Annotated in this window: 19 protein-coding genes and 1 riboswitch; of the genes, 7 read left to right on the forward strand and 12 right to left on the reverse strand. The window is 45.1% G+C overall.

Annotated elements, in window-relative coordinates; genetic code table 11:
• The first annotated feature begins 550 nt into the window (after positions 1-550).
• Together QUA50_RS26885 and QUA50_RS26890 are read left to right on the forward strand one after the other, a co-directional pair.
• Positions 551-823: a hypothetical protein gene (locus QUA50_RS26885; protein ID WP_333268206.1), complete on the forward strand. Its 273-nt coding sequence runs from the start codon at positions 551-553 to the stop codon at positions 821-823.
• Between the two features lie 422 nt (positions 824-1,245).
• Complete coding sequence (locus QUA50_RS26890) at positions 1,246-2,055, forward strand: SDR family oxidoreductase (RefSeq protein ID WP_333268208.1); 810 nt, start codon at positions 1,246-1,248, stop codon at positions 2,053-2,055.
• A gap of 217 nt (positions 2,056-2,272) precedes the next feature.
• Here the strand turns inward: QUA50_RS26890 and QUA50_RS26895 are convergent, their stop codons facing one another.
• Both QUA50_RS26895 and QUA50_RS26900 read right to left on the reverse strand, forming a co-directional pair.
• Complete coding sequence (locus QUA50_RS26895; RefSeq protein WP_333268246.1) at positions 2,273-3,898, reverse strand: cation:proton antiporter; 1,626 nt, start codon at positions 3,896-3,898, stop codon at positions 2,273-2,275.
• 91 nt (positions 3,899-3,989) lie between these two features.
• Positions 3,990-4,078, reverse strand: a riboswitch (Fluoride riboswitch).
• 565 nt (positions 4,079-4,643) lie between these two features.
• Complete coding sequence (locus QUA50_RS26900) at positions 4,644-5,654, reverse strand: Gfo/Idh/MocA family oxidoreductase (protein ID WP_333268210.1); 1,011 nt, start codon at positions 5,652-5,654, stop codon at positions 4,644-4,646.
• 527 nt (positions 5,655-6,181) lie between these two features.
• Between QUA50_RS26900 and QUA50_RS26905 the strand changes: the two genes are divergently transcribed.
• Positions 6,182-6,481, forward strand: coding sequence for a ferredoxin (locus QUA50_RS26905; protein WP_333056974.1), 300 nt, complete (start codon positions 6,182-6,184; stop codon positions 6,479-6,481).
• A 347-nt stretch (positions 6,482-6,828) separates the two neighbouring features.
• On the opposite strand, the gene QUA50_RS26910 is transcribed toward QUA50_RS26905, so the two are convergent.
• The gene (locus QUA50_RS26910; protein WP_333268213.1) at positions 6,829-8,484 is read right to left on the reverse strand and encodes a SpoIID/LytB domain-containing protein; all 1,656 of its coding nucleotides are present in this window, start codon (positions 8,482-8,484) and stop codon (positions 6,829-6,831) included.
• Positions 8,485-8,735: 251 nt separating this feature from the next.
• Positions 8,736-9,914, reverse strand: coding sequence for a M20 family metallopeptidase (locus tag QUA50_RS26915; RefSeq protein WP_333268215.1), 1,179 nt, complete (start codon positions 9,912-9,914; stop codon positions 8,736-8,738).
• Positions 9,915-10,345: 431 nt separating this feature from the next.
• Between QUA50_RS26915 and QUA50_RS26920 the strand changes: the two genes are divergently transcribed.
• Positions 10,346-11,824, forward strand: coding sequence for a glycosyltransferase family 87 protein (locus QUA50_RS26920; protein WP_333268217.1), 1,479 nt, complete (start codon positions 10,346-10,348; stop codon positions 11,822-11,824).
• Between the two features lie 87 nt (positions 11,825-11,911).
• Here QUA50_RS26920 and QUA50_RS26925 read toward each other — a convergent pair whose 3' ends face one another.
• Positions 11,912-12,103, reverse strand: coding sequence for a ribbon-helix-helix domain-containing protein (locus tag QUA50_RS26925; RefSeq protein WP_333268220.1), 192 nt, complete (start codon positions 12,101-12,103; stop codon positions 11,912-11,914).
• Between the two features lie 160 nt (positions 12,104-12,263).
• Between QUA50_RS26925 and QUA50_RS26930 the strand changes: the two genes are divergently transcribed.
• The 3 genes from QUA50_RS26930 to QUA50_RS26940 all read left to right on the forward strand — a co-directional run bounded on the left by QUA50_RS26930 (position 12,264) and on the right by QUA50_RS26940 (position 13,399).
• Complete coding sequence (locus QUA50_RS26930; protein WP_333268222.1) at positions 12,264-12,497, forward strand: hypothetical protein; 234 nt, start codon at positions 12,264-12,266, stop codon at positions 12,495-12,497.
• A 345-nt stretch (positions 12,498-12,842) separates the two neighbouring features.
• A complete protein-coding gene (locus QUA50_RS26935) occupies positions 12,843-13,052 on the forward strand; it encodes a hypothetical protein (protein WP_006633400.1) in 210 nt (69 codons plus the stop codon).
• Positions 13,049-13,399 (forward strand): type II toxin-antitoxin system RelE/ParE family toxin, encoded by a 351-nt coding sequence (locus QUA50_RS26940; RefSeq protein ID WP_333268225.1) that lies wholly within the window; start codon positions 13,049-13,051, stop codon positions 13,397-13,399. The genes QUA50_RS26935 and QUA50_RS26940 overlap by 4 nt, the downstream gene beginning before the upstream one ends.
• Before the next feature lie 73 nt (positions 13,400-13,472).
• On the opposite strand, the gene vapC is transcribed toward QUA50_RS26940, so the two are convergent.
• From vapC to QUA50_RS26975, 7 genes are all read right to left on the reverse strand, one after another.
• Complete coding sequence (vapC, locus tag QUA50_RS26945; RefSeq protein ID WP_333268227.1) at positions 13,473-13,772, reverse strand: type II toxin-antitoxin system VapC family toxin; 300 nt, start codon at positions 13,770-13,772, stop codon at positions 13,473-13,475.
• The gene (locus QUA50_RS26950) at positions 13,759-13,971 is read right to left on the reverse strand and encodes a type II toxin-antitoxin system VapB family antitoxin (RefSeq protein ID WP_333268230.1); all 213 of its coding nucleotides are present in this window, start codon (positions 13,969-13,971) and stop codon (positions 13,759-13,761) included. The genes vapC and QUA50_RS26950 overlap by 14 nt, the downstream gene beginning before the upstream one ends.
• A gap of 224 nt (positions 13,972-14,195) precedes the next feature.
• Positions 14,196-15,989 (reverse strand): aspartate--tRNA ligase, encoded by a 1,794-nt coding sequence (gene aspS, locus QUA50_RS26955; protein ID WP_333268235.1) that lies wholly within the window; start codon positions 15,987-15,989, stop codon positions 14,196-14,198.
• 231 nt (positions 15,990-16,220) lie between these two features.
• Positions 16,221-16,808, reverse strand: a complete 588-nt coding sequence (locus tag QUA50_RS26960) for a hypothetical protein (protein WP_333268238.1) — start codon at positions 16,806-16,808, stop codon at positions 16,221-16,223.
• A gap of 381 nt (positions 16,809-17,189) precedes the next feature.
• Positions 17,190-17,819 (reverse strand): macro domain-containing protein, encoded by a 630-nt coding sequence (locus QUA50_RS26965; protein WP_333268240.1) that lies wholly within the window; start codon positions 17,817-17,819, stop codon positions 17,190-17,192.
• Between the two features lie 351 nt (positions 17,820-18,170).
• A complete protein-coding gene (locus tag QUA50_RS26970; protein WP_333268242.1) occupies positions 18,171-19,145 on the reverse strand; it encodes a diguanylate cyclase in 975 nt (324 codons plus the stop codon).
• 10 nt (positions 19,146-19,155) lie between these two features.
• On the reverse strand, positions 19,156-19,329 hold the full coding sequence (locus tag QUA50_RS26975; RefSeq protein ID WP_333268244.1) for a hypothetical protein: 174 nt from the start codon (positions 19,327-19,329) through the stop codon (positions 19,156-19,158).
• Between the last annotated feature and the right edge of the window lie 93 nt (positions 19,330-19,422).

Genomic DNA, 19,422 nt, shown 5'->3' on the forward strand with positions numbered 1-19,422 from the left:
TCCCGCCCGTCATGAGTGGACGGGCGGGACGCCCATCCCACTTTCAAGAGTGGAAGTTATTTAATTCTCATTCCTAACCTTGGATTTGAGCATGAGGTCGATAGCTCTCGATGCGATACTATAGAATCGATGATGTCTGTCCAATTATAGATCACCTTTTACTCTAAACTCTTCCAAGCGAGAGATGATTTTTGATTTTGGGAAATTTACTATAACAATACCCTCTACCCACTCACATAAAACTACTTAAAATAAGGGAAAAAACAAGCCGAATAAATTCATGACAGGGAATCCCAAAAAACTTGACCAAGAATAAATCCTATATTGCACTGTTCAATAGTGCGGACTATTTTTCTAGGGCCCAATGGCTAATTTTCTATGACTTTGAGCCCCGGTGGATAATTAAATCAATGTCATCTCCACTCCTGACTTGCATTTAATTCGAGTTTTTTATGTTTCTTGCCATCTAAAGCTTGTAGTATCATCCCCAAAAAACCAACTGTATTGAATGTTAACCTGGTTCTATTTATTACATTGACACGAGAAACTCATGGAAAACACATTGTTCGATCGCACATTCCGGGACAGCGAAGGCAAAATTGTTATAGCTCAGATGCCAAATCTACCACTGAGTGTCGGAATTGTAGCTAGTTTATTAACGCTTGTTGTTACAACAGGAAAAGTTAATCTAGGGTTGGATCTAGTAGCATTTGGCTCTTTGTTTACTTGGGCTTGGGAAGAATTATTTCAAGGCGTTAATTACTTTCGTAGAGCATTAGGTCTGATTGTGCTGGTTGGTCTAATTGCGGGGAAACTTCAATAATTAGGTAAGCATAAATCAAATCAAGAAGGTATATAAGCTGTCACGCATTTAAATTGCATATTCTGGGCGGGATATTAGCCCCACCCCACCCCAAGGGGATTGTTTTGTGATATTCAGTTTAAATGCACAACAGCTTAGCAGTGGGAGCATCTCAATGAAAGCAGCCCAGCCCAAAATTGGAGTTTTGAGGCTGGAGTTTTGAGGCTCTCTTGCTGCGGGGAAAAAGGAAGAAGGAAGGATCCCGAATAAGTGTTTTTACAGATATGAGATGCTCCCGGACGATCGCGGGGGTGGCGATCGGCATCCTGGATATTGATGAAATGCGTGGGGAAAAGACAGAACAAGCTTCTGGTTGATGTAGAAGCCAGTTGGCTTAAGGTTTCGGTTAAGATATTTTGTTGTGAATCTCTGGGAGAGCAATTATGAAAGGTTTAAAGGGAAAAAACGCACTAATTACTGGAGCGAGTTCAGGCATTGGGCAGGCGATCGCCATTCGTCTCGCCCAAGAAGGTTGCAACATTGCCGTTAACTATCGCAAAAGCTTAGAAGAGGCAGAAGATACGGAAGAAATAGCTCTGCAAAAAGCCTGTGGACAAGCATCGGAATGCGGCGTTGAAACCCTATTAGTTCAGGGAGACGTCTCCAAAGAAGACGACATCCTTCGTATGGTGAATACTGTCATTGATAAATTTGGTAGTCTGGATATCCTGATTAATAATGCTGGGATTCAAACAGAAAGCGCATCCCATGAAGTGCCAACCGATGAATTCGATCGCGTGATTGCGGTGAATTTGCGAGGTGCATATCTCTGTGCGCGGGAAACCATTAAGCATCTGTTAAAGCAGCAGCGCCCTGGCGTGATTATCAATATTTCGAGTGTGCATGAAATCATTCCCCGCCCGATGTATATCAGCTATTCCATCAGCAAAGGCGGCATGGGAAATCTGACTAAAACCCTAGCGTTGGAATACGCAAACCGAGGCATCCGTGTCAATGCTATTGCGCCCGGTGCGACGATTACACCGATTAATGAAAGCTGGACGGACAATCCAGAACAAAAGGCAGTAGTGGAAAGCCATATCCCAATGGGACGGGCAGGCACATCGGAGGAAATGGCAGCATCTGTTGCGTTTCTCGTATCAGATGAAGCGGCTTACATTACGGGACAAACGCTCTATATTGATGGTGGATTGACCCTCTATGCTGACTTTCGCGAAGCTTGGTCTGCCTAAACAGACAATGAACCACTTGCCCAGTTGCGGAATGACTGTGAACTGCTCAAATTGAAGGAGAGGTTTGATAATAAACAATTCTTTTGAATAAATTTAGGCTCGCTGCGATCGAGCCTAAATCCGGGTTAAATAGCGCCTTGATTATGAACCGCAGAGGGCGCAGAGGATGCAGAGAGGGGAGAAGAGTATTAAGGCGATATAAAACCCATATTTGGGATTACTTGTAACTAGATTCTACCAAGATGACAGGCATAGGACTGGTTTCTAATACGGCTTGAGAAACTGAACCTACTAGCACTTGTTCCCAAGGTTGATGCCCTCGTTTTCCGATCGCAATATATGTCACTTGCCGAGCTTGCGCCACGCGGATAATCTCCTCTGGCACTGTACCAGAAAGACTCAGGAACTCATAGCGAATATCTGATAATATTCGTTGTGCTTGTTGTTGTAATTGGGCGATCGCCTTTTTATCTCCCAGGTTATCCACATACAAAACAATCACATCCCCGTCACTGCGCCGAGCTAAGTCTGCCGCCTTAGTTAAAACATCTGTTGTTAGGGGGGAAGTGTCTACTGCGGCGAGAAAAACTGGACGGCCGGAAATCGCTACTTTGGTCGGGTCAACTTCGCCTTTTTCTAATAGTTTGGGAGCAAAGGTAGGAATTGCCCAAGCACCCAAGGGAGCGGTTACTAAAATTGAGAGGGCTGCGATCGCCAAAATCGTCTCGCCACCAGCAATCCCCTGAGCTAGAGGAATTGCCCCAATCGCCGCTTGCACCGTTGCCTTAGCCGAATTTCCTGCTAGCAAAAACAGCCGTTCTTTCCCAGTCCAATTACTACCCAAGGTGGAAAGATACCAACCGAGCGATCGCCCAATCAGAGTCCCGATCGCCAACACCAACAAACCAACCAGCAAGGTATTGCCTAATACATTAAGTTGAATACTTGCTCCCAGCAGCACAAACAAAATAATTTCCGCGATCGTCCACAAACTATCAAAGCCACCCCGCAATCTTCGTGCTAAAGGTGCATCCAACTCAATCAGGAAAAACCCCGCCGCCATGACAGCCAAATAGCCAGAGAAAACCGGAATATGTTCGGCTGATACTACCAGCCCTAGGGCAAAGCCAGCAGCGACTAGGGAATCCTGAACCGCAGTTTGAGTCCAGTTTTGCTTGACTAATAGTGACACTAAAATTCGAGCAGTTACCCATCCCAAAAGCACCCCCAAGGTAATTTGGATGATGATTTGAAATGGCAGCAATTGCAGAGGGCTGAGGGTGATTCCTCCCAGTAAGGTAATGGCTGTAGCTTTCCCTTGGGACAGAAACGCTAGCAGTAGGCTAAACACCAGCAACAGCAATACATCTGACAAGGCACTTCCCGTCAGAATCGCATCGGGAATTCCTTTTTTTACTCCCCACCCTAGACTTTTTAACCGCAGCATTCCGGGAACAATTACTGCTGGAGATTCTGCGCCAATGATGCAGCCTAGCAGTAGCCCCGTCAAAAAATCAAACTGAAGCAGCCACATCGCAGCGACAGCAATAGAAATAGCCTCGCAAGCTGCGGGGAGAAAGCCTAATCGCAGCGCCACGGTTCCCTGTTGGGATAGCTTTTCGCGATCGAGTCCTAACCCCGCCTTCATCAAAATCACCATCACGGCTATGGTGCGAAGGGAATTCGCTGCGCCCAAAACCTCCTCGCTAATCACATTCCCCAGTTGCGGGCCTAATAAAATGCCCACCAGCACCATACCTACGAGTGCTGGAGCTTTCAGCCGTCGAGCAATCTGCCCGACAAAAAAGCCCATTAATAAAATCCAGATTATACTTTCTAACATCACGCCACCTTGAAGTTGAATCGATGAAGGTGACTTGTAGGGGAAAGATCGATCGAGGCATCCGCACCATCCTACCCTTCCGCCACAAGTCGGAACAGTAGGAGCCATCAGCCTTTTAAACGTTATGAAGATTATGAATAACGCAGGGCGGTTTCGGCGAGCTCCATCGCCATCCTTACTTTTATAGCACTATTGAAGCATTTAAATTGTCTGTCAAAAAAAATCAAAGTCTTGTGGGGAGTAGGGCCCTAGCGTCCCGCCCGCCCTTAATATACAATTTAAATGCGCGACAGCTTATTCCATTTCCGTGCCTCCAGGAATGTCTATCCTTGTTCATGGACTTCGACAGTTTGAATCCATCTTTTTGGGATGGAAACTAGCTCATGTCCTGGAAGGATTACTATAGCAATCCTTCCAGGAGTCGTACAAATATTTAGAGGTAATGCCTTTCTTTATCTACCCGGTCTCATGGGGGCAACCACGGGGGGTTTGCCCCTAGGAATGAGAATTAAATAACTTACAATGCGTGATGGTTCTTGTGGGATGGGCGTCCCGCCCGTCCAGAAAGGGCGGGGTTCCGCCCAACCCACTTTCAAGAGTGTAAATTATTTAATTCGCGATCCCTACAATAATTACACAAATGATTTAGCATTAGGATTGTTATAGGTAATTGAAAAGGTTGCAATATCTCACTTGGATTGGATTTTTACCCAAATTAAATGACCTTCTTTCTCCTAGTTTTTTATCAATTTATAATGGCGATACTTTGCCTGTTTTGGCTCGATATCCTCGCAGCATCTGCCACCTTCAAAGCGTACAAACTACTGGCATTATCCACGTACAAAGGCGTACCGCTTGACAAATATTCCAACACCATATCGGTGTCTTTGGCAAACAAGCCGCGCCGCGTTCCTACTTTGATGTTTTGCCGATTCTCTCCCTGAATTAATTGACCGGATTCTGGAGTAAAAACCAGCGTTCCTGCTTCTCCGTAGATGGTGAAAATGTTTTCAGACTGCCAAAAACTCTCTCCTTTGCCATAAACAGCTTCAGCGACAACGCCATTGGCAAAGCGCAACTGTGCGTTGCACAAACAAGCTTTGTAGAAATCCGGCTGACTGTCCCAAAATTGAGCTTGACAGTTAACGCTTGCGACTTCCCCGAACAAATCAGTAAATCGGTGCAGTCGCGAAATTGCACCAACTAACGGAAACCCAAAGAGGGAATGTTGATAAGTCCACCGCTGCGGCGCTGGGTGTTGAGGAGTAACAGTAATGTAGCGGGCGTAAAAAACTTTACCGATTAAGGGCAAAGATTCTTTGATTGAGGAGTGCAAACCGCCTAAGAGTTCGATGTGTTCGATGTGGAGGAGTTTTTGCTTTTGGGCTGCAAGTTCGATCGCCCTTTCTGCTTCAGATACGTCTAAAGATAGAGGATATTCCACCACAACGTGCTTGTCATTTTCGAGCGCGGCCAGGACGATCGCCCCGTGATCCCGGTTCACCGTACAGACAATCACCAAATCTAAATCGTCTCTTTCTACCAGCTTGCGCCAGGAAACCGCAGCTTCTGCCCCGAAGCCTTGACAAAAGGCTGCGGTTTTTTCCGGGGAGTGGCCCGCAACAGCTACCAAGTGCGATCGCCCATCAGCTTGAATTGTCTGGGCCCTCAACTTAGCGGCAAAACCAGTACCCACAATCCCCACGCGAATAGGAGAATTAACTGAAAAACCAAAGCGAGTATCAATATTAGTCATGGGATTTGAGATTTAAGATTTTAGATAGTTACAGACTTGCGGTGCAGGGGTTTAGGGGTTCTATGGCCCCGATTTTAACCTGTGGTTGTGGTGCGATTTATGGGATCGAGCCTTCAACACCCAAGTCTTGATGTCGATCTAACTATACATTTCACCGCCTGCTGGGACTTGCCTTGCAGCAAGTCTTGCTGAAACTCGATCGACACACCGCATACCCACAACCCGGTTTTTGTGCTGTAGGGCTCAAAACAGGATTTTTCCTAGAAACCGGATTATTTCGCGCAAGTCTTGCGGCAACAGTATCACAAGGCTGAACCCAAGATAGGTATAAGTAATAAAGATGAAATTAGAAAAAGTTATAACTAATCCCATTCAAATGTTTTGTAAATAAGTGTGTCAACCTCCCTTATATCCCCTAATATCATAGAGGGAACGAACCTAATACCTAACCTCAAAGCTAATAGAGCCTTGAAGGTTGCATTAGGAAAAATTATCAATTTTGTTGAATTTTTGAGAGGATTTAGTGCATGGCAACTTACAAAGTTACCCTCATCAGCGAAGCCGAAGGAATTAACCAGACCATTGACGTTGATGACGATACTTACATTCTTGATGCTGCTGAAGAAGCAGGACTCGACCTCCCCTACTCTTGCCGCGCTGGAGCTTGCTCCACCTGCGCCGGCAAAATTACCAAAGGCGAAGTTGACCAATCCGACCAATCTTTCTTGGACGACGACCAAATCGAAGCTGGATTTGTCCTCACCTGCGTCGCCTATCCCAAGTCTGACTGTACGATCGAAACTCACAAAGAAGAAGAGCTCTACTAAGAAAGGACGCTCTGCGTGATACCCTAAGAAACCCGGTTGCTCGTTTCCAGAATTAAGAAGCTGAAATACGGCAATTATTTTAAGAAACCGGGTTTCGGTGTCTAACACTGCAACAAAGCCGCCAGCAGTCTCTCACTCCCATCTATGAATTCGTAGCTGTTTGAGCAGATAGCTGGCCCAATAATTTTAGATTTTAGATGGCAGATTTTAGATTAACTGTGAAACCAATCTAGAATCCAAAGTCTAAAATCTAAAACTTTTACGGCTAATGTTTAGTTTGGCGTGGCGCGGAATTTATTTGTGTAGTGGCGATTTAAATCGCCGACTCTTAGGCCGAGTTCGATCGCCTATTCGCGCCAAAATGTAATGTTATCGCTAAGCGGGACAACTCGAGCGCCGGGAAAATAAAAGCCCAGAATTTGAGATCCATTCCAGCCCAAATTAGCCAAATTGTAAGAACCAGTCTGACTCATTCCCACGCCGTGCCCAAAACCGCCTCCGACAAAAGCATAACCGTTGAGAGTTTTGTCTGGATTGTAAATTGGTTCTAGGTAAAAAAGCGTGCTAATCGGCGGGTAAAAAGCATTGCGAATCTCGTCTTTGTCGATATCAATCGGGCCCAAGTCAGTTTGAACCTTCATTTTCAAAACTCGACCTGCGGGCGACCTTTCCACCACTTCCACCTGAGTGACAGTTTTAATATTAGCCAGCGGGTGCTGTTTCTTCTGAAGATACTGTTTGAGAAATCCAGCAAGCGCGGTCAAAGAAGCAGGTTCGCGCCACCGAAAAGTGTCTTCTTTTTCCTCATTAAACCCTTTTTCCAAACTGATAAAGCGGCGGAAATTGTTTTCGTCAGACAAACTCTGCTTGGACAAATCCCACACCTTATTAGGGGAATCGACGATGGATCGCAAATACGGACGTTCCGCCCCGTGCCACACATCGTTAAAAGAGGCTGTCACGCCGCCGCTAGACGCGGAATAAAGCGCGTCTACTAGCTGATTTTCGTAAGTTAGCACCAAACCGCTCGTTTGGGCGATCGCCTTATCACTTTGCGGGTAAACCTCCGTCAAACCCTTATAAACTTGACAGTTAACATCAGCGCACAACTCATAATTATCCACAGCAAACCGGCGCAAATTTCTCAAGGCGTAGGTTCTCGCCAAAATAGTTTGAGCGACAATCGCAGCGTAAGGCGAAAAAGCCCCGATTTCGTGAGGAACAACACCCCGCAAATAAGTTTCCGTCAGCACTTCATTCACCAAAGTATAAGTGCCGTAAGCATTTTTTTGCAGGCGCAAATTACCACCATAACGGCGAGTTTGTTGAATAGCTTTTTCTGGTTCAATAGCTGTCGCCTCTTGGGTGGTTTGTTCCAATACCTCAATTACATTTTTCCCGGCCGTCACATCCAACTCATTGCGGTTGAAACGAAAGCCGTTTAAAACCCAAAATGCCTGGGGTATTTGTTTTAAAACTTTGGAATCCAAAAAAGCGGTTTTGTTACCTTGAGCTTGCAAACTTTGCAACAGCCAGCGACGCACCAAAGGAGAGTTGTAAGTATCTCTTTTCGCCCAAACTTGCCAGCGCAAAGGTTGAGCAATTTCTACCTCAATTCCCTGGGCGCGCCACTGATTAGCGCTGTCTTCGGCACTCTCGAAACTGCGGTGAGAACTTAGTACCACTCGTTCTTCTACTAAGGGCGATTCCAGCGGTTTCGGGGCTATTTCTAACTTGACGCTAGCAGCAGTTTTGGTTTCTATGCCTTGAGGAGTTTTGTAACGCAAAGTTAAGCTGTCGCCCGGTAATGCTTTCAGCGTCAGTTTGTCGGTTGCTTTCGTGCCAAACCGCTGCACCACGCCGATTTTGATCGGTCTATTTTGGGGACTTTGGGCGTATGCCGCAGCGCTGAAAATGGGTAACAGGCACAATGCGGCGAACACAGTCCTAGAAATGCAGCTAAACCATTTGTAATTGGGAGTTGGAGGTGCTTGAGCGAACACGGTTATCTGTCTCGCGATAGTTGAAATTGGGGGATTTTTGATTGTAGGTTAGCACATTTAGCGACTGCTATAGGGGAATTGCGGAAGATAAGGTGGTTTGGTTGCCAGAATTCTGTTAAGTAGGTAGGCGCAAATAAACTTTACACCGAGCAAATTTTATCCCGGACGCACCCTAGACCTAAATCTAAAATCTAAAATCGTTATGCCATTAGGAACCCTACAAGCTTGTGTATTTTCGCTTTTGACATTAGTTACTGCTGTTTCCAATATTGGTAGGCGGCATAGGCTAAGGTGACAGCGCCGGTCACGATCGCAGATTCATCAACCTCAAATTGCGGGTGGTGGAGGGGATAATTCGGTTTGTCAGTCAGTCCCACTCCTAAGCGAAACATGGTTCCCGGTGCGTGTTCTAAGTACATCGAAAAATCTTCCGCGCCGAGGGATGGTTCTGGTAAAATCTGGACGCGCGATCGACCTAAAGCTTCTAAAGCCGCAGTTTCGACTAATTGCGTGAGTTTTGGGTCGTTTTGGACTCCGGGTACGCCGCGCTTGTAGGTGAGTTCGTATTTAGCGCCGTAAGTCGCGCAAACGCTGGAAACAATCTGTTCGATCCAAGCCGGCAGGTTTTCGTGGGTTTCAGGATGCAGCGATCGCACGGTTCCCAGCAATTTTACTCGATCGGCAATCACGTTCGGCGCTCGTCCGCCGCTAATTTGCCCGATCGTCAAAACCACAGGCCTCAAAGGATTTTGCGTGCGGCTAATTGCCTGCTGCAAAGTGGTAATTATCCCAGAAGCAATCCAAATTGCGTCGATCGCCTCGTGGGGACGCGCACCGTGGCCGGATTCGCCCATCACAATCAATTCTAGGTCATCTGCCGCCGCTGTCAGGGCCCCGTGGCGGATACCGACGCAACCGCCGGGAATCGTCGGGAAAACGTGCACTCCGAGGATGCCGTCAACATCTTGCATCGCCCCATCTTTAATCATCCACTGAGCACCTTGGGCAATCTCTTCGGCCGGCTGAAACAAGAAGCGGACGTGACCGGGCAATTTTTCCTCTAGCTGAGACAATATCATGGCTGCGCCCAAACCGACGGTGGTGTGGATGTCGTGGCCGCAGGCGTGCATGACTCCCTCGTTGCGGGAGGCAAATTCTAAGTTTGTGCGTTCTTGAATCGGCAAAGCGTCCATATCGGTGCGAATTGCCAGCCACCGGGACTCGCTGCTGTGGCCTTTGATTTCGCCGAGCACTCCTGTTTTGCCGATTCCTTCGATCGCCCGGACTCCGCTGGATGCGAGAACTCCGGCTACGTAGGCGGCGGTTTGATATTCTTGACCGCTGAGTTCGGGGTGGGAGTGGATGTGGCGGCGTATTTCGATTAAGCGGGGTGCTAGGGTGGCGGCTAATTCTTTGATGCGGGGAAGCATGAATTTTGTTGGGGAGTGCGGTACAAGTTGTAGTCAACTAGGGTAACGCATATGTTTGGGGGTGAACAGGGTTATAAGGGGCTAAAGTGCGATCGGGCTTTTGGATGGCAGTGCTATTTCGTTTGTGAATAGGATTTTTTTTACCGCAGAGGGCGCAGAGGACGCAGAGAAAAGAGAGAAAAGAGAGTTAGGTTGAAACCCGGAATAAGCGTCTATATTCTAGGTTCAAAGGCTGATTTTTCGTTGATAATATGATGTCCGGTCGAGCAACCGCGATTTTTGTTGTAGGGGCCCGTGAGCAAACAATACCTACCAATAATTTACCATCTCAAAAACCCGCCCCTACCGGGATATTATGGTTAATCGATCGGACATGATATAATTTATGGTTGTGATATCATCAAAAAGTAATTTTATTAAAATTATTACCTATGATTAGCTTTGGATTATGGAATATAATTATTATAATTGCAGTCGCTTTGTTTCTCAAATATAATTGGCGATTAGATAGCGAAAAAACAGCATGGCAAGATTCTTTGTTTTTAAAACATCCTTGGATCGAAAGGTTGACTCTGTTTTTTCGTCAACCTATTGTTAACTTTATTTTGCAAGCAGTTATTGTATTAGTTCTCACCCGATTTCTCTGTTATACCGGTTGGTTGGTTTACAATCTGACTACTCGGCCCGATCCGCCTTACTGGGATTTTAAGTGGTTTTATGTAGCGAGTAGATTAGCCCATCAGCATTTGAGTCCCTTTAATGTGGAGGTGTTTAACATCGGTTTCTGTAGCATCACTAAAGTGTGCGGGTTTATTCCATCTTTTGTTTATCCACCTAATATCATTCCTGTGCTGTGGTTTTTGGGCTATTTCCCGATGAAGACTGCCTTCACAATCTGGACTTGGCTGCATCTTGTTGCCACAGGTTTTGTTTTATGGGGAGCGAATATCTTGTTGGTGTCGCACTCACGAGCTTTTCGGACTATTTGTAGTATATCAGTTGCATTACTCTACGGTTTTGTCTTCGATCTTCAAGTTGGCAATGTGGCAACTTTTATTGCGGTTCTGCTGTTATGGATGTTCATTTATGCTAGAAAGAATCAAGATATAATTGCCGGAGTTTTATTAGGTTTTGCACTTGTCAAACCCACTTTACTTATATTGTTTCTTCCTTATTTTTTAATCAAAAGACGGTTTCAGCTAGTTTTTATATCTCTAGTCACGGTAATTTTTTTGGCAGTTATAGGTCTAGCTGTAACGGGCAATTCTTTAACAGGTTTTATACAGGATGCGACTCGTGGATTTCCACTCTGGCTCAACGATCCATCGAATAATGCTTATATTTCTATGAGTCGCCTTGATTTAAGGGTTATGGGGCCGAGATTTTTCCCCCATAGTCTCTTCGTGGCGAAGCTATTTTCTGACTCGATCATTCTGGTGCTAGTTGGTTTAGTGAGTTGGTATTTTTACAAAAAACAATCTCGCAATGCTTGGTCAAAAAAAGTTGACTTATCTGAAATGGTGCTAATTTCTACTTTGAGTATTGCTATCAACTATTCACAGCCCACCAGTTCTGTGATGTTAGCACCGGCGGTGGTTTTTTTGCTGAATGATTTATGTTTTCAGATTAAACATTGTGCCTTCTCTAGGCAAAGAATGTCGGTTTGGTTATTGGCTGCGGGCTGTGTCATGGTGCAAACCGCTGTGATTCATGGCGGGCTGTTGGTGTTTCTAGGAAAGCGGTGGAACTGGAAGGGGGGGGAATTGCCTTATGTGTTTAAAGTAACTATTTTTTCACTACCGAGTTATGCGATTTTAGGTCTTACGTTAAGTGTTTTAGTCTTAGCAATTACATCCCTCGGTCAAAAACAGGTTCCTGAATTTGACCCTTTGGATCGGGTTTCGGGTTAGAGGAAAAACAAAACCCAACTCCAACACAAAATAAACGGCCCGACAGGTTGGCAGTTGAGAATTACCCATCAGCGTAGAGATCAAAGGTTAATTGCTGCTGGGTTCATCTTCTGTAGTCTTTTTAGCCAAGTAAGCATCTACAGCTTCAGAGACAATCCGACTTACGAGATTGCTGACTGTCCGGTCTTCTTTCTTGGCCCAATCTTCCAAGACGTTGTAGGCGTTTGGAGGAACGTAGCTGGTGACTCGTTTTAGGTTTTTTGCTGGCAAGTTAGGCAACTGGGAATTTACTTCATATATCGATCGTACTTTCTTTGTACGCCTCTTGCATAGTGACACACGGTGTGATACCGTGTAAATAGTCAAAAACCAAACCCCCACCGGTCAGACTCGCAATCGTTCGGTGGGGGCTGGAACTCCCATATTTAGGAGAAACTGTATGATATCACAGCCAAAATCAGTTCCTGAACTGCTCCGGGAAGAAATCCCTGATGTACCTCAAGGTAAGCAACCGATTCGTTTGCTGTTGTGTGGCGTTCCCAAAGCGGTAGACAGCATCGTTAATCTGCTGCACGTATTGGGTTTTGCACAAGTTGGGGAATGGAGCCCGCCTCTACCTTCGCCGATTGCGGGTGAGGTAATTCGGATTTTAACCCGTTACTGGAAAGAGTAATCTTTGAGGGCGATCGCACGAATTGAAAAAGTGCGATCGGCCTTTCTGTCTCATTTAGGACTTACCCATAAATACCAAAGAAACCGGGTTTTTCACGACAGTTAAAGGCCCGGATGCAGTATTTCCGTAAAAAACCCGGTTTCTGACTACCCGCAAACCAAAGAAACCGCGTTTTTGGCCGCTTCTACAAGGTGTAGCGAAGTATTCTCGAAAAACCCCGGTTTCTCACTACCCGCAAACCAAAGTTAGCTAGAATAAATTTAATTAAATAGCATTAAAATGAAAACAAGCCAGCTTTATTTCGTGATATAATGAAAACCTTAAATAAATACCACAAAAAAAGCCATGTCTGAAATTACTCTAGACGAAACCAAACTTAAAGAATTGCTCAAAGCAGCGATTTTTGAGTTATTAAAAGAACAAAAAGAAGTATTTTCTGAAATTTTAACAGAAGCCCTAGAAGATATAGGGATGGAAAATGCTATCAAAGAAGGGGAAAATACTGAAACAGTCAGCCGCGAGCAAATTTTCAAAATCCTGAAGAGGCAACCGTGAATGTGGAGTTTAAAAAGAGCTTTGAAAAGGATTTACTCAAGATTCTTGATGCCGACTTGTTGCAAAGAATTCAGGAAGCGATAGAAGAAGTTGAGAACGCCGAAAAATTAAATGAAGTCAGCAATGTTAAAAAAGTAAAAGGTGATGCAGACTACTATCGCCTGAGAGTGGGTGATTACCGAATCGGTATTAAAGTTAATGATGCCGTAGTCTATTTCTTCAGGATACTCCACCGCAAAGAGATTTACAGATACTTTCCGCGATCGTTTCATTCTTCACCCCATCCTCGCCAACTCAAACTCAAATCAATCTTTAATTATTGTCGAGTCGGAAGCGCAAGCAATTGAGCGATCGCACTCTCTGAATTGTTTCAAAATCGCGATCGTTATGAACTAGAATAAGTTGGTGTTCGATCGCCAGTTAGGCAATGCAGCAGTCGATACTACTTCTAACCGTTAACCCCTGTCGTTGCAAATCGTAATAAATCCGAGCAGCCGCTACCCAAGTATTAGGCGTAGACTCGATGTAGTCTTGTTCTTGGAGATAAGTTTCTAATAGTGTCCACTCCCGTTCATCTCGACAACCTTGCAAAAGTTCCATCTGAGTAAATCGGTTCAGAAAAATACTTTCATCATTGATTATTGCTTCCAGGGATTGGCGTACTACACCTGTCCTGTCGCGGAAAACTTCGATCCAGACTGATGTATCAATCAGAAACATTTCGGTTTTCCCGCAAAGCTTTGTAGTCGTACTCAGTCGAAAATTGAATTTGTCCGCTTAAATCGAGTAAATTCCGCTTTTTACGGGTGCGAATTAATTCTTGCAAAGCAAAGTCAATCAGTTCTTTTTCTGTCTTGAAATTGGTTAAGCGAAAGGCTTCTTTAACCAATTCTTCGTCAAGTTCAAGGGGGCTTTTCATAGTTCAGGATTCCTTTCACTCTCTAATTAATTATGGCATATCCACACCCTAATCCTCAACCTCGCCCAACTCCCCCAACTCTCCCAACTTACCGAAACTAACCTGCACGCCTTCTATCCAACTCCTCTGCATCGACGACAGCAAATTCGATAACCTCGATCGCCCCGCCGCCGCCGACATCTACCTGCAACTAATCAAGTCGCAATTATCAAGGTGTTTCATAGTTATGACTTGGGCGTATAAGTCGATCGCACTTGCAACTCCTTCAACTGCTTCTCATCCACCGCAGCCGGCGCATTTGTCAGCAAACAACCCGCCTGCTGAGTCTTCGGAAACGCAATCACATCGCGAATCGATTCCTCACCAGCCAACAGCATCACCAACCGATCCAAACCGTAAGCAATACCTCCGTGGGGCGGAGTTCCATACTCAAACGCATCCAACAAAAAGCCAAACTTATTGTAAGCTTCCTCAGTCGATAAGCCGATCGCCTCAAACACCTTTTCCTGAACATCCCGCTGATAAATCCGCAGAGAACCGCCGCCGATTTCTGTACCGTTTAACACCAAATCGTAAGCTTGAGCTCTCGCAGTTTTCAAATCGTTAATATCGTCGGGATGCGGCGCAGTAAACGGGTGGTGCAGTGCTTCCAAACGCTTCTCGTCAGCGTTCCATTCAAACATCGGGAAATCTGTCACCCACAGCAGATTCATCTTATCTTTGTCAATCAATCCCAATTCATTACCGACGAACAAACGCAATCTATCCAAAGTCTTATTGACAGTTGTGGCGTCGGCTGCTGCGAATAACAACAAATGACCTGGTTGCGCGCCCGTGCGATCGAGCAACTGCTGTTTTTGTGCTTCCGTCAAATTATCCTTAATTGCGCCGATCGTATCAATTTCGCCGTTATCCCGCACCCGGATGTAAGCCAATCCCTTCGCACCGGCGTCGCTGGCTTCCTTAAACAAATCGCCTTTGGGGCCCGGTTTAATCCGCACGTTAGAAATCGCATCATTCCCGCCCGGAATCGGCAAAACTTTCACAATTCCGCCCGCACCAACGGCCCCGGAAAATACTTTAAATCCCGAATCTTTCATCAAATCGGAAACATCGACTAATTCCATACCGAAGCGAGTATCCGGTTTGTCGCTACCGTAGCGATCCATTGCTTCAGCGTAAGTCAAGCGCGGAAAAGGACGCGGCAATTCTACCCCTTTGACACTTTGGAAAATATGGCATACTAAACCTTCGTTTAATTCGATAACTTCTTCTAAAGACATGAAACTCATTTCCATGTCTAATTGTGTGAATTCCGGCTGTCTGTCGGCGCGCAAATCTTCATCGCGGAAACAGCGGGCTATTTGATAATATCTGTCCAAACCGGAAACCATCAACAATTGTTTGAACAACTGCGGCGACTGCGGCAAAGCGTACCATTCGCCCAAATTGACGCGGCTGGGCACTAAATAATCTCTCGCACCTTCAGGAGTCGATCGCGTTAAAATCGGTGTTTCAACTTCAATAAAACCTCCCACATCTTCCAGGTGGCGGCGCATAGCTTTCACAACTTGGTGGCGAAGCTGCAAATTGCGACTCATGCGATCGCGCCGCAAGTCCAAATAGCGATATTTCAGCCGCAAATCTTCCCGCACGCTTTCATTTTCCGCCGTCGCCACCTGAAACGGTAACTGTTTGCGAACCGCATTTAACAACTCAATTTCGTCAGCATAAATTTCCACCTCACCCGTAGGCAATTTCGGGTTGAGGGAATCTTCGGGGCGGCTGCTGACTCGCCCAGTAATTTTAAGCACGTATTCGCTGCGTAAAGCCTCAGCCCCGTGATAGGAATCGGGGGTGCGTTCGGGATCGCTGACAATTTGCACGATACCGGATCGATCGCGCACATCCAGAAAAATCACCCCGCCATGATCGCGGCGGCGATCCACCCAGCCGTAAAGGGTGACAGTCTCTCCGATGTGTTCGCTTCGCAGTTCGCCGCAGTAGTAAGTTCTCATGGTTGGGGGTTATGGACTAAAAATAAAGCTTTTTGATTATAGCGCTTAGTGTCAAAACCTTTTGTGAACAGGCAAGATGCCTTTTCCACAAGAAAATTCAATCTTTGTGGAACAGGCCGAAAAGCCTGTTCTTTAAATATCAACAGGCTTTTCGGCCTGTTCCACAAGAAAATTCAATCTTTGTGGAACAGGCCGAAAAGCCTGTTCTTTAAAATGGTGTCATATCTGAGTTTAATGCTTCTTGTCAAAAAACGCCGTCAGCGCGTTCCATGCAGACTTAGCCGCATCCGTCAAGCGAGTGCCTATCGACTCAATTTGCTTCACAATAAGGTGCCAATTCTTTTCAGCTTCCGTCTGAATGTGGTCAACAGCTTGTTCGATGCGATCGCGTTCGATCAATTTATTTTGTTCCACCGCTTCTCGCGCTTGTCGCACTGCTTTCAAATAAGCTTCGCGACTGACTTCGCCTGCATCTTGCACCTGCGCTTGCGCCCGCGTTTTAATCGCATCCACCACCAGCCAATTTTTCTCAGTTTCTTGTTTAATCAGCCTGACTGCTTCTGTGAATCTCTCGTGGGCGAGATCCTTATTTTCTTCGATCGCCCCGGAAGCCTTATTGACAGCTTTTAAATAAGCTTCGCGGGTGAGTTCGCCCGCTGCTTGCACTTCGGCCGTGGCGCGTTTTTTAATTGCTTCAAACAGCGCCGCAGTTTCTGCGATCGCCTCATCAGTCGCGTCGGGCATCTCTTTTTTGACGAGCTCCGTCGTTTCGAGAGTTGCCTCTAAAATCGGTTCCTCGGTTACTTTTGGATCTGTCATATCAATCTTCTCCTGTGGTAGTAAACATTTTGAAAAAAACTAACAGTCCCCGGACGCAGACTTTGTATGTGTAGCGCCCGATTGAATTGTGGTCTTTTATACAGACTTTGTACGTGTAGCGCCAGAAGGAATTCTGGCATTTAATAAGAACTAGGCAATTCTTTTTCCAGGTTTATCAACTTTTGTATTCGCGCTTACCTAGTTGGAATGACCTCAGTTCTATTAGATTATATCTACCAAAGTTGCTCTCGTGTGTAGGATACCGCCAACTTGCAGGTACGGTTTAGCGCACTTAAATTTGTGATAAGTCTCTCTACCTAAAAAAACACACAGCCATAAACTTGGTTTCTCAACACAATAAAACGGGCAAATTTAATATTTTCAATCTTCCCAATGCAAATCTTCGCTTTCGTCCGTATATAACAAGTGGTGACATCTTTGAGCGTGCAGTAAAGATTGAGGAAATTCGTACTGAGATAAGAGGATATCTTCTAGCGCAACTTTCATTTGATTGGCGCAGATATGTGGAGGCACTTTGCCAATTTCCGTACCCATGCCGGGAATAGCGATAGTTTCAATGATATGTTTGACTGGCGTTCCATCTGGGACTGTGCCATATTTTACTAATTTCAAAATAGCGCGAGTTGCTAGATAAACATTTACAGTTTCTCTTAAAACTGTGGGAACCCGCATAATTGGTGCAGCTATTAAATATGGAATTTCAGCATGATCTGTGTCTACAATTTCTGCCATTCCTACTAAGAGTTCGCCGTGATGTCGAGCCTGAATTAGTTTTTGCAAGCGTTCAATAACCTGCACTCCAAAATATTCCGAAATTTCTACATCTAAGCCGTCGTCCATGAAACCAAAACTATTCCCCGGACTAACAATAGCATCGCATTTCACATCAAATATTGAACCGTGATGTATCTTTACATTTTCCATACTGCCGCAAGTGCTTTCCCACGCTCTAACTAAGCCATCATCTAAGGTAGCCAGCACAATTTGCATAAATAGTCTCTCTAGAGATTTTAATTGCGAACAGTTTGAGCGATCGCCAATTTAATCCTACAATACTTTACATAAGTCCGCTGAATCTAAAATTCATCTCAATTTCAACTAGCAAATGTTCAATAGCTACGACATTTTTTGCTCGCACACACCCTTAACCTAATACAGAGAGAGCTTTTAACGCGGTTGTCACCCTCTCAGTTTTAGGTGTGATGAGCTGTACTGCATCGTGTTTTCTGGCCCAGGGGCTAAAGTCTGCAAGCTGTTTCCCGATCTTGTTTTCAGTTTACTCTTTCTCGGTTGAACTCACGTTTAATAAATACTGCTTATGACGCTCCGATATCGGTGTTCTCAAAAGAAAGGTTGAGGATTGAAACAGTGTTTGGTGCGTTTATGCTCGTACATCAGTTTATCAGCCTTTGCCAGCAATTGTTCTAATAAAACTTCATTATTTAAATCCCCAAACTGCACACCAAGACTTATTGATATATAAGCTCGCTCTGACTGTTGATTAAAGCGATCTATATTGTCTTGCAGCCGAGCATGAAAATTAGTAGATGAATCACCAGAAAAGTTAGGAATAAATAAAGCAAATTCATCTCCTCCCAGTCGAGCAACAATATCCGCCTCACGAAAGGTTTGTTTCAATATTTGAGCTGCGTCCACGATTACTCGGTCTCCCATTTCGTGTCCTAAAGTGTCGTTAATTTTTTTCAAACCATCTAAGTCAGCGAACAAAATAAAATAAGATGTTTGCGTGCGCCTCGCAATTTTTAGTTGTTGCTCTGCTAGTAAAAAAAAGCCCCTTCGGTTATATAATCCAGTTAATTCATCGGTTACGGAGAGCTGTCTTACTTCTGCTTCTGCCCTGAGACGTTCTTGGATTTCATGTTCTAAACGTTGATTTTGTTCTAGCAGTTGTTGGCGTTGCTGTTGGATGAGTAATTGATTTTTTACTCGCATCAGCACTTCCTGTTCTTGAAAGGGTTTGGTAATATAGTCTACGCCACCGAGTTCAAAGGCTCGTACCTTGTTTTCTAGTCGTTCGAGGGCACTGATAAAAATAACCGGTATCTGAGCACTCGCTTCCGATGCTTTTAACTTTTGGCAGACTTCGTACCCATTCATCTCCGGCATATTGATGTCAAGTAAAATTAGACTCGGTGGGTCGCGATGAACACCTTGGAGTGCCATTCTGCCGTTGAGGGCTTTACGGACAATATAGCCCTGTGACTCTAGAATTTTGGCTAACAAGCGTAGATTGTCTGGGGTATCATCCACGATGAGAATATTCATTTGGGCTACAAGTTTGAATAAAGCTGTCATGTTCTTCTTCCTAAATCTGGGTGAGAGTTGCGATCGCTTCAAGCTGAAAGTTATCTACCAGAGATGTCATCGCCGCGATGAAATCTTGTTTCTCCTTGGGAATTTGAGCGATAAGTTCATAAAGCTTATTATCACTAAGATCGAGTGCTGCTTCATGAACTTCTGCAATCCACTTGGGGGGCATGGTTTTCAAGTCTGGAGGTAATTGCTCAACCCCCTTGACAAGAAGACAAGATAGACATTAGATCAAGGAATGGAAAAACTCCCCGACCTAAAA

The sequence above is a fragment of the Microcoleus sp. M2_D5 genome, from assembly GCF_036701935.1.
Classification (GTDB): Bacteria; Cyanobacteriota; Cyanobacteriia; order Cyanobacteriales; family Microcoleaceae; genus Microcoleus.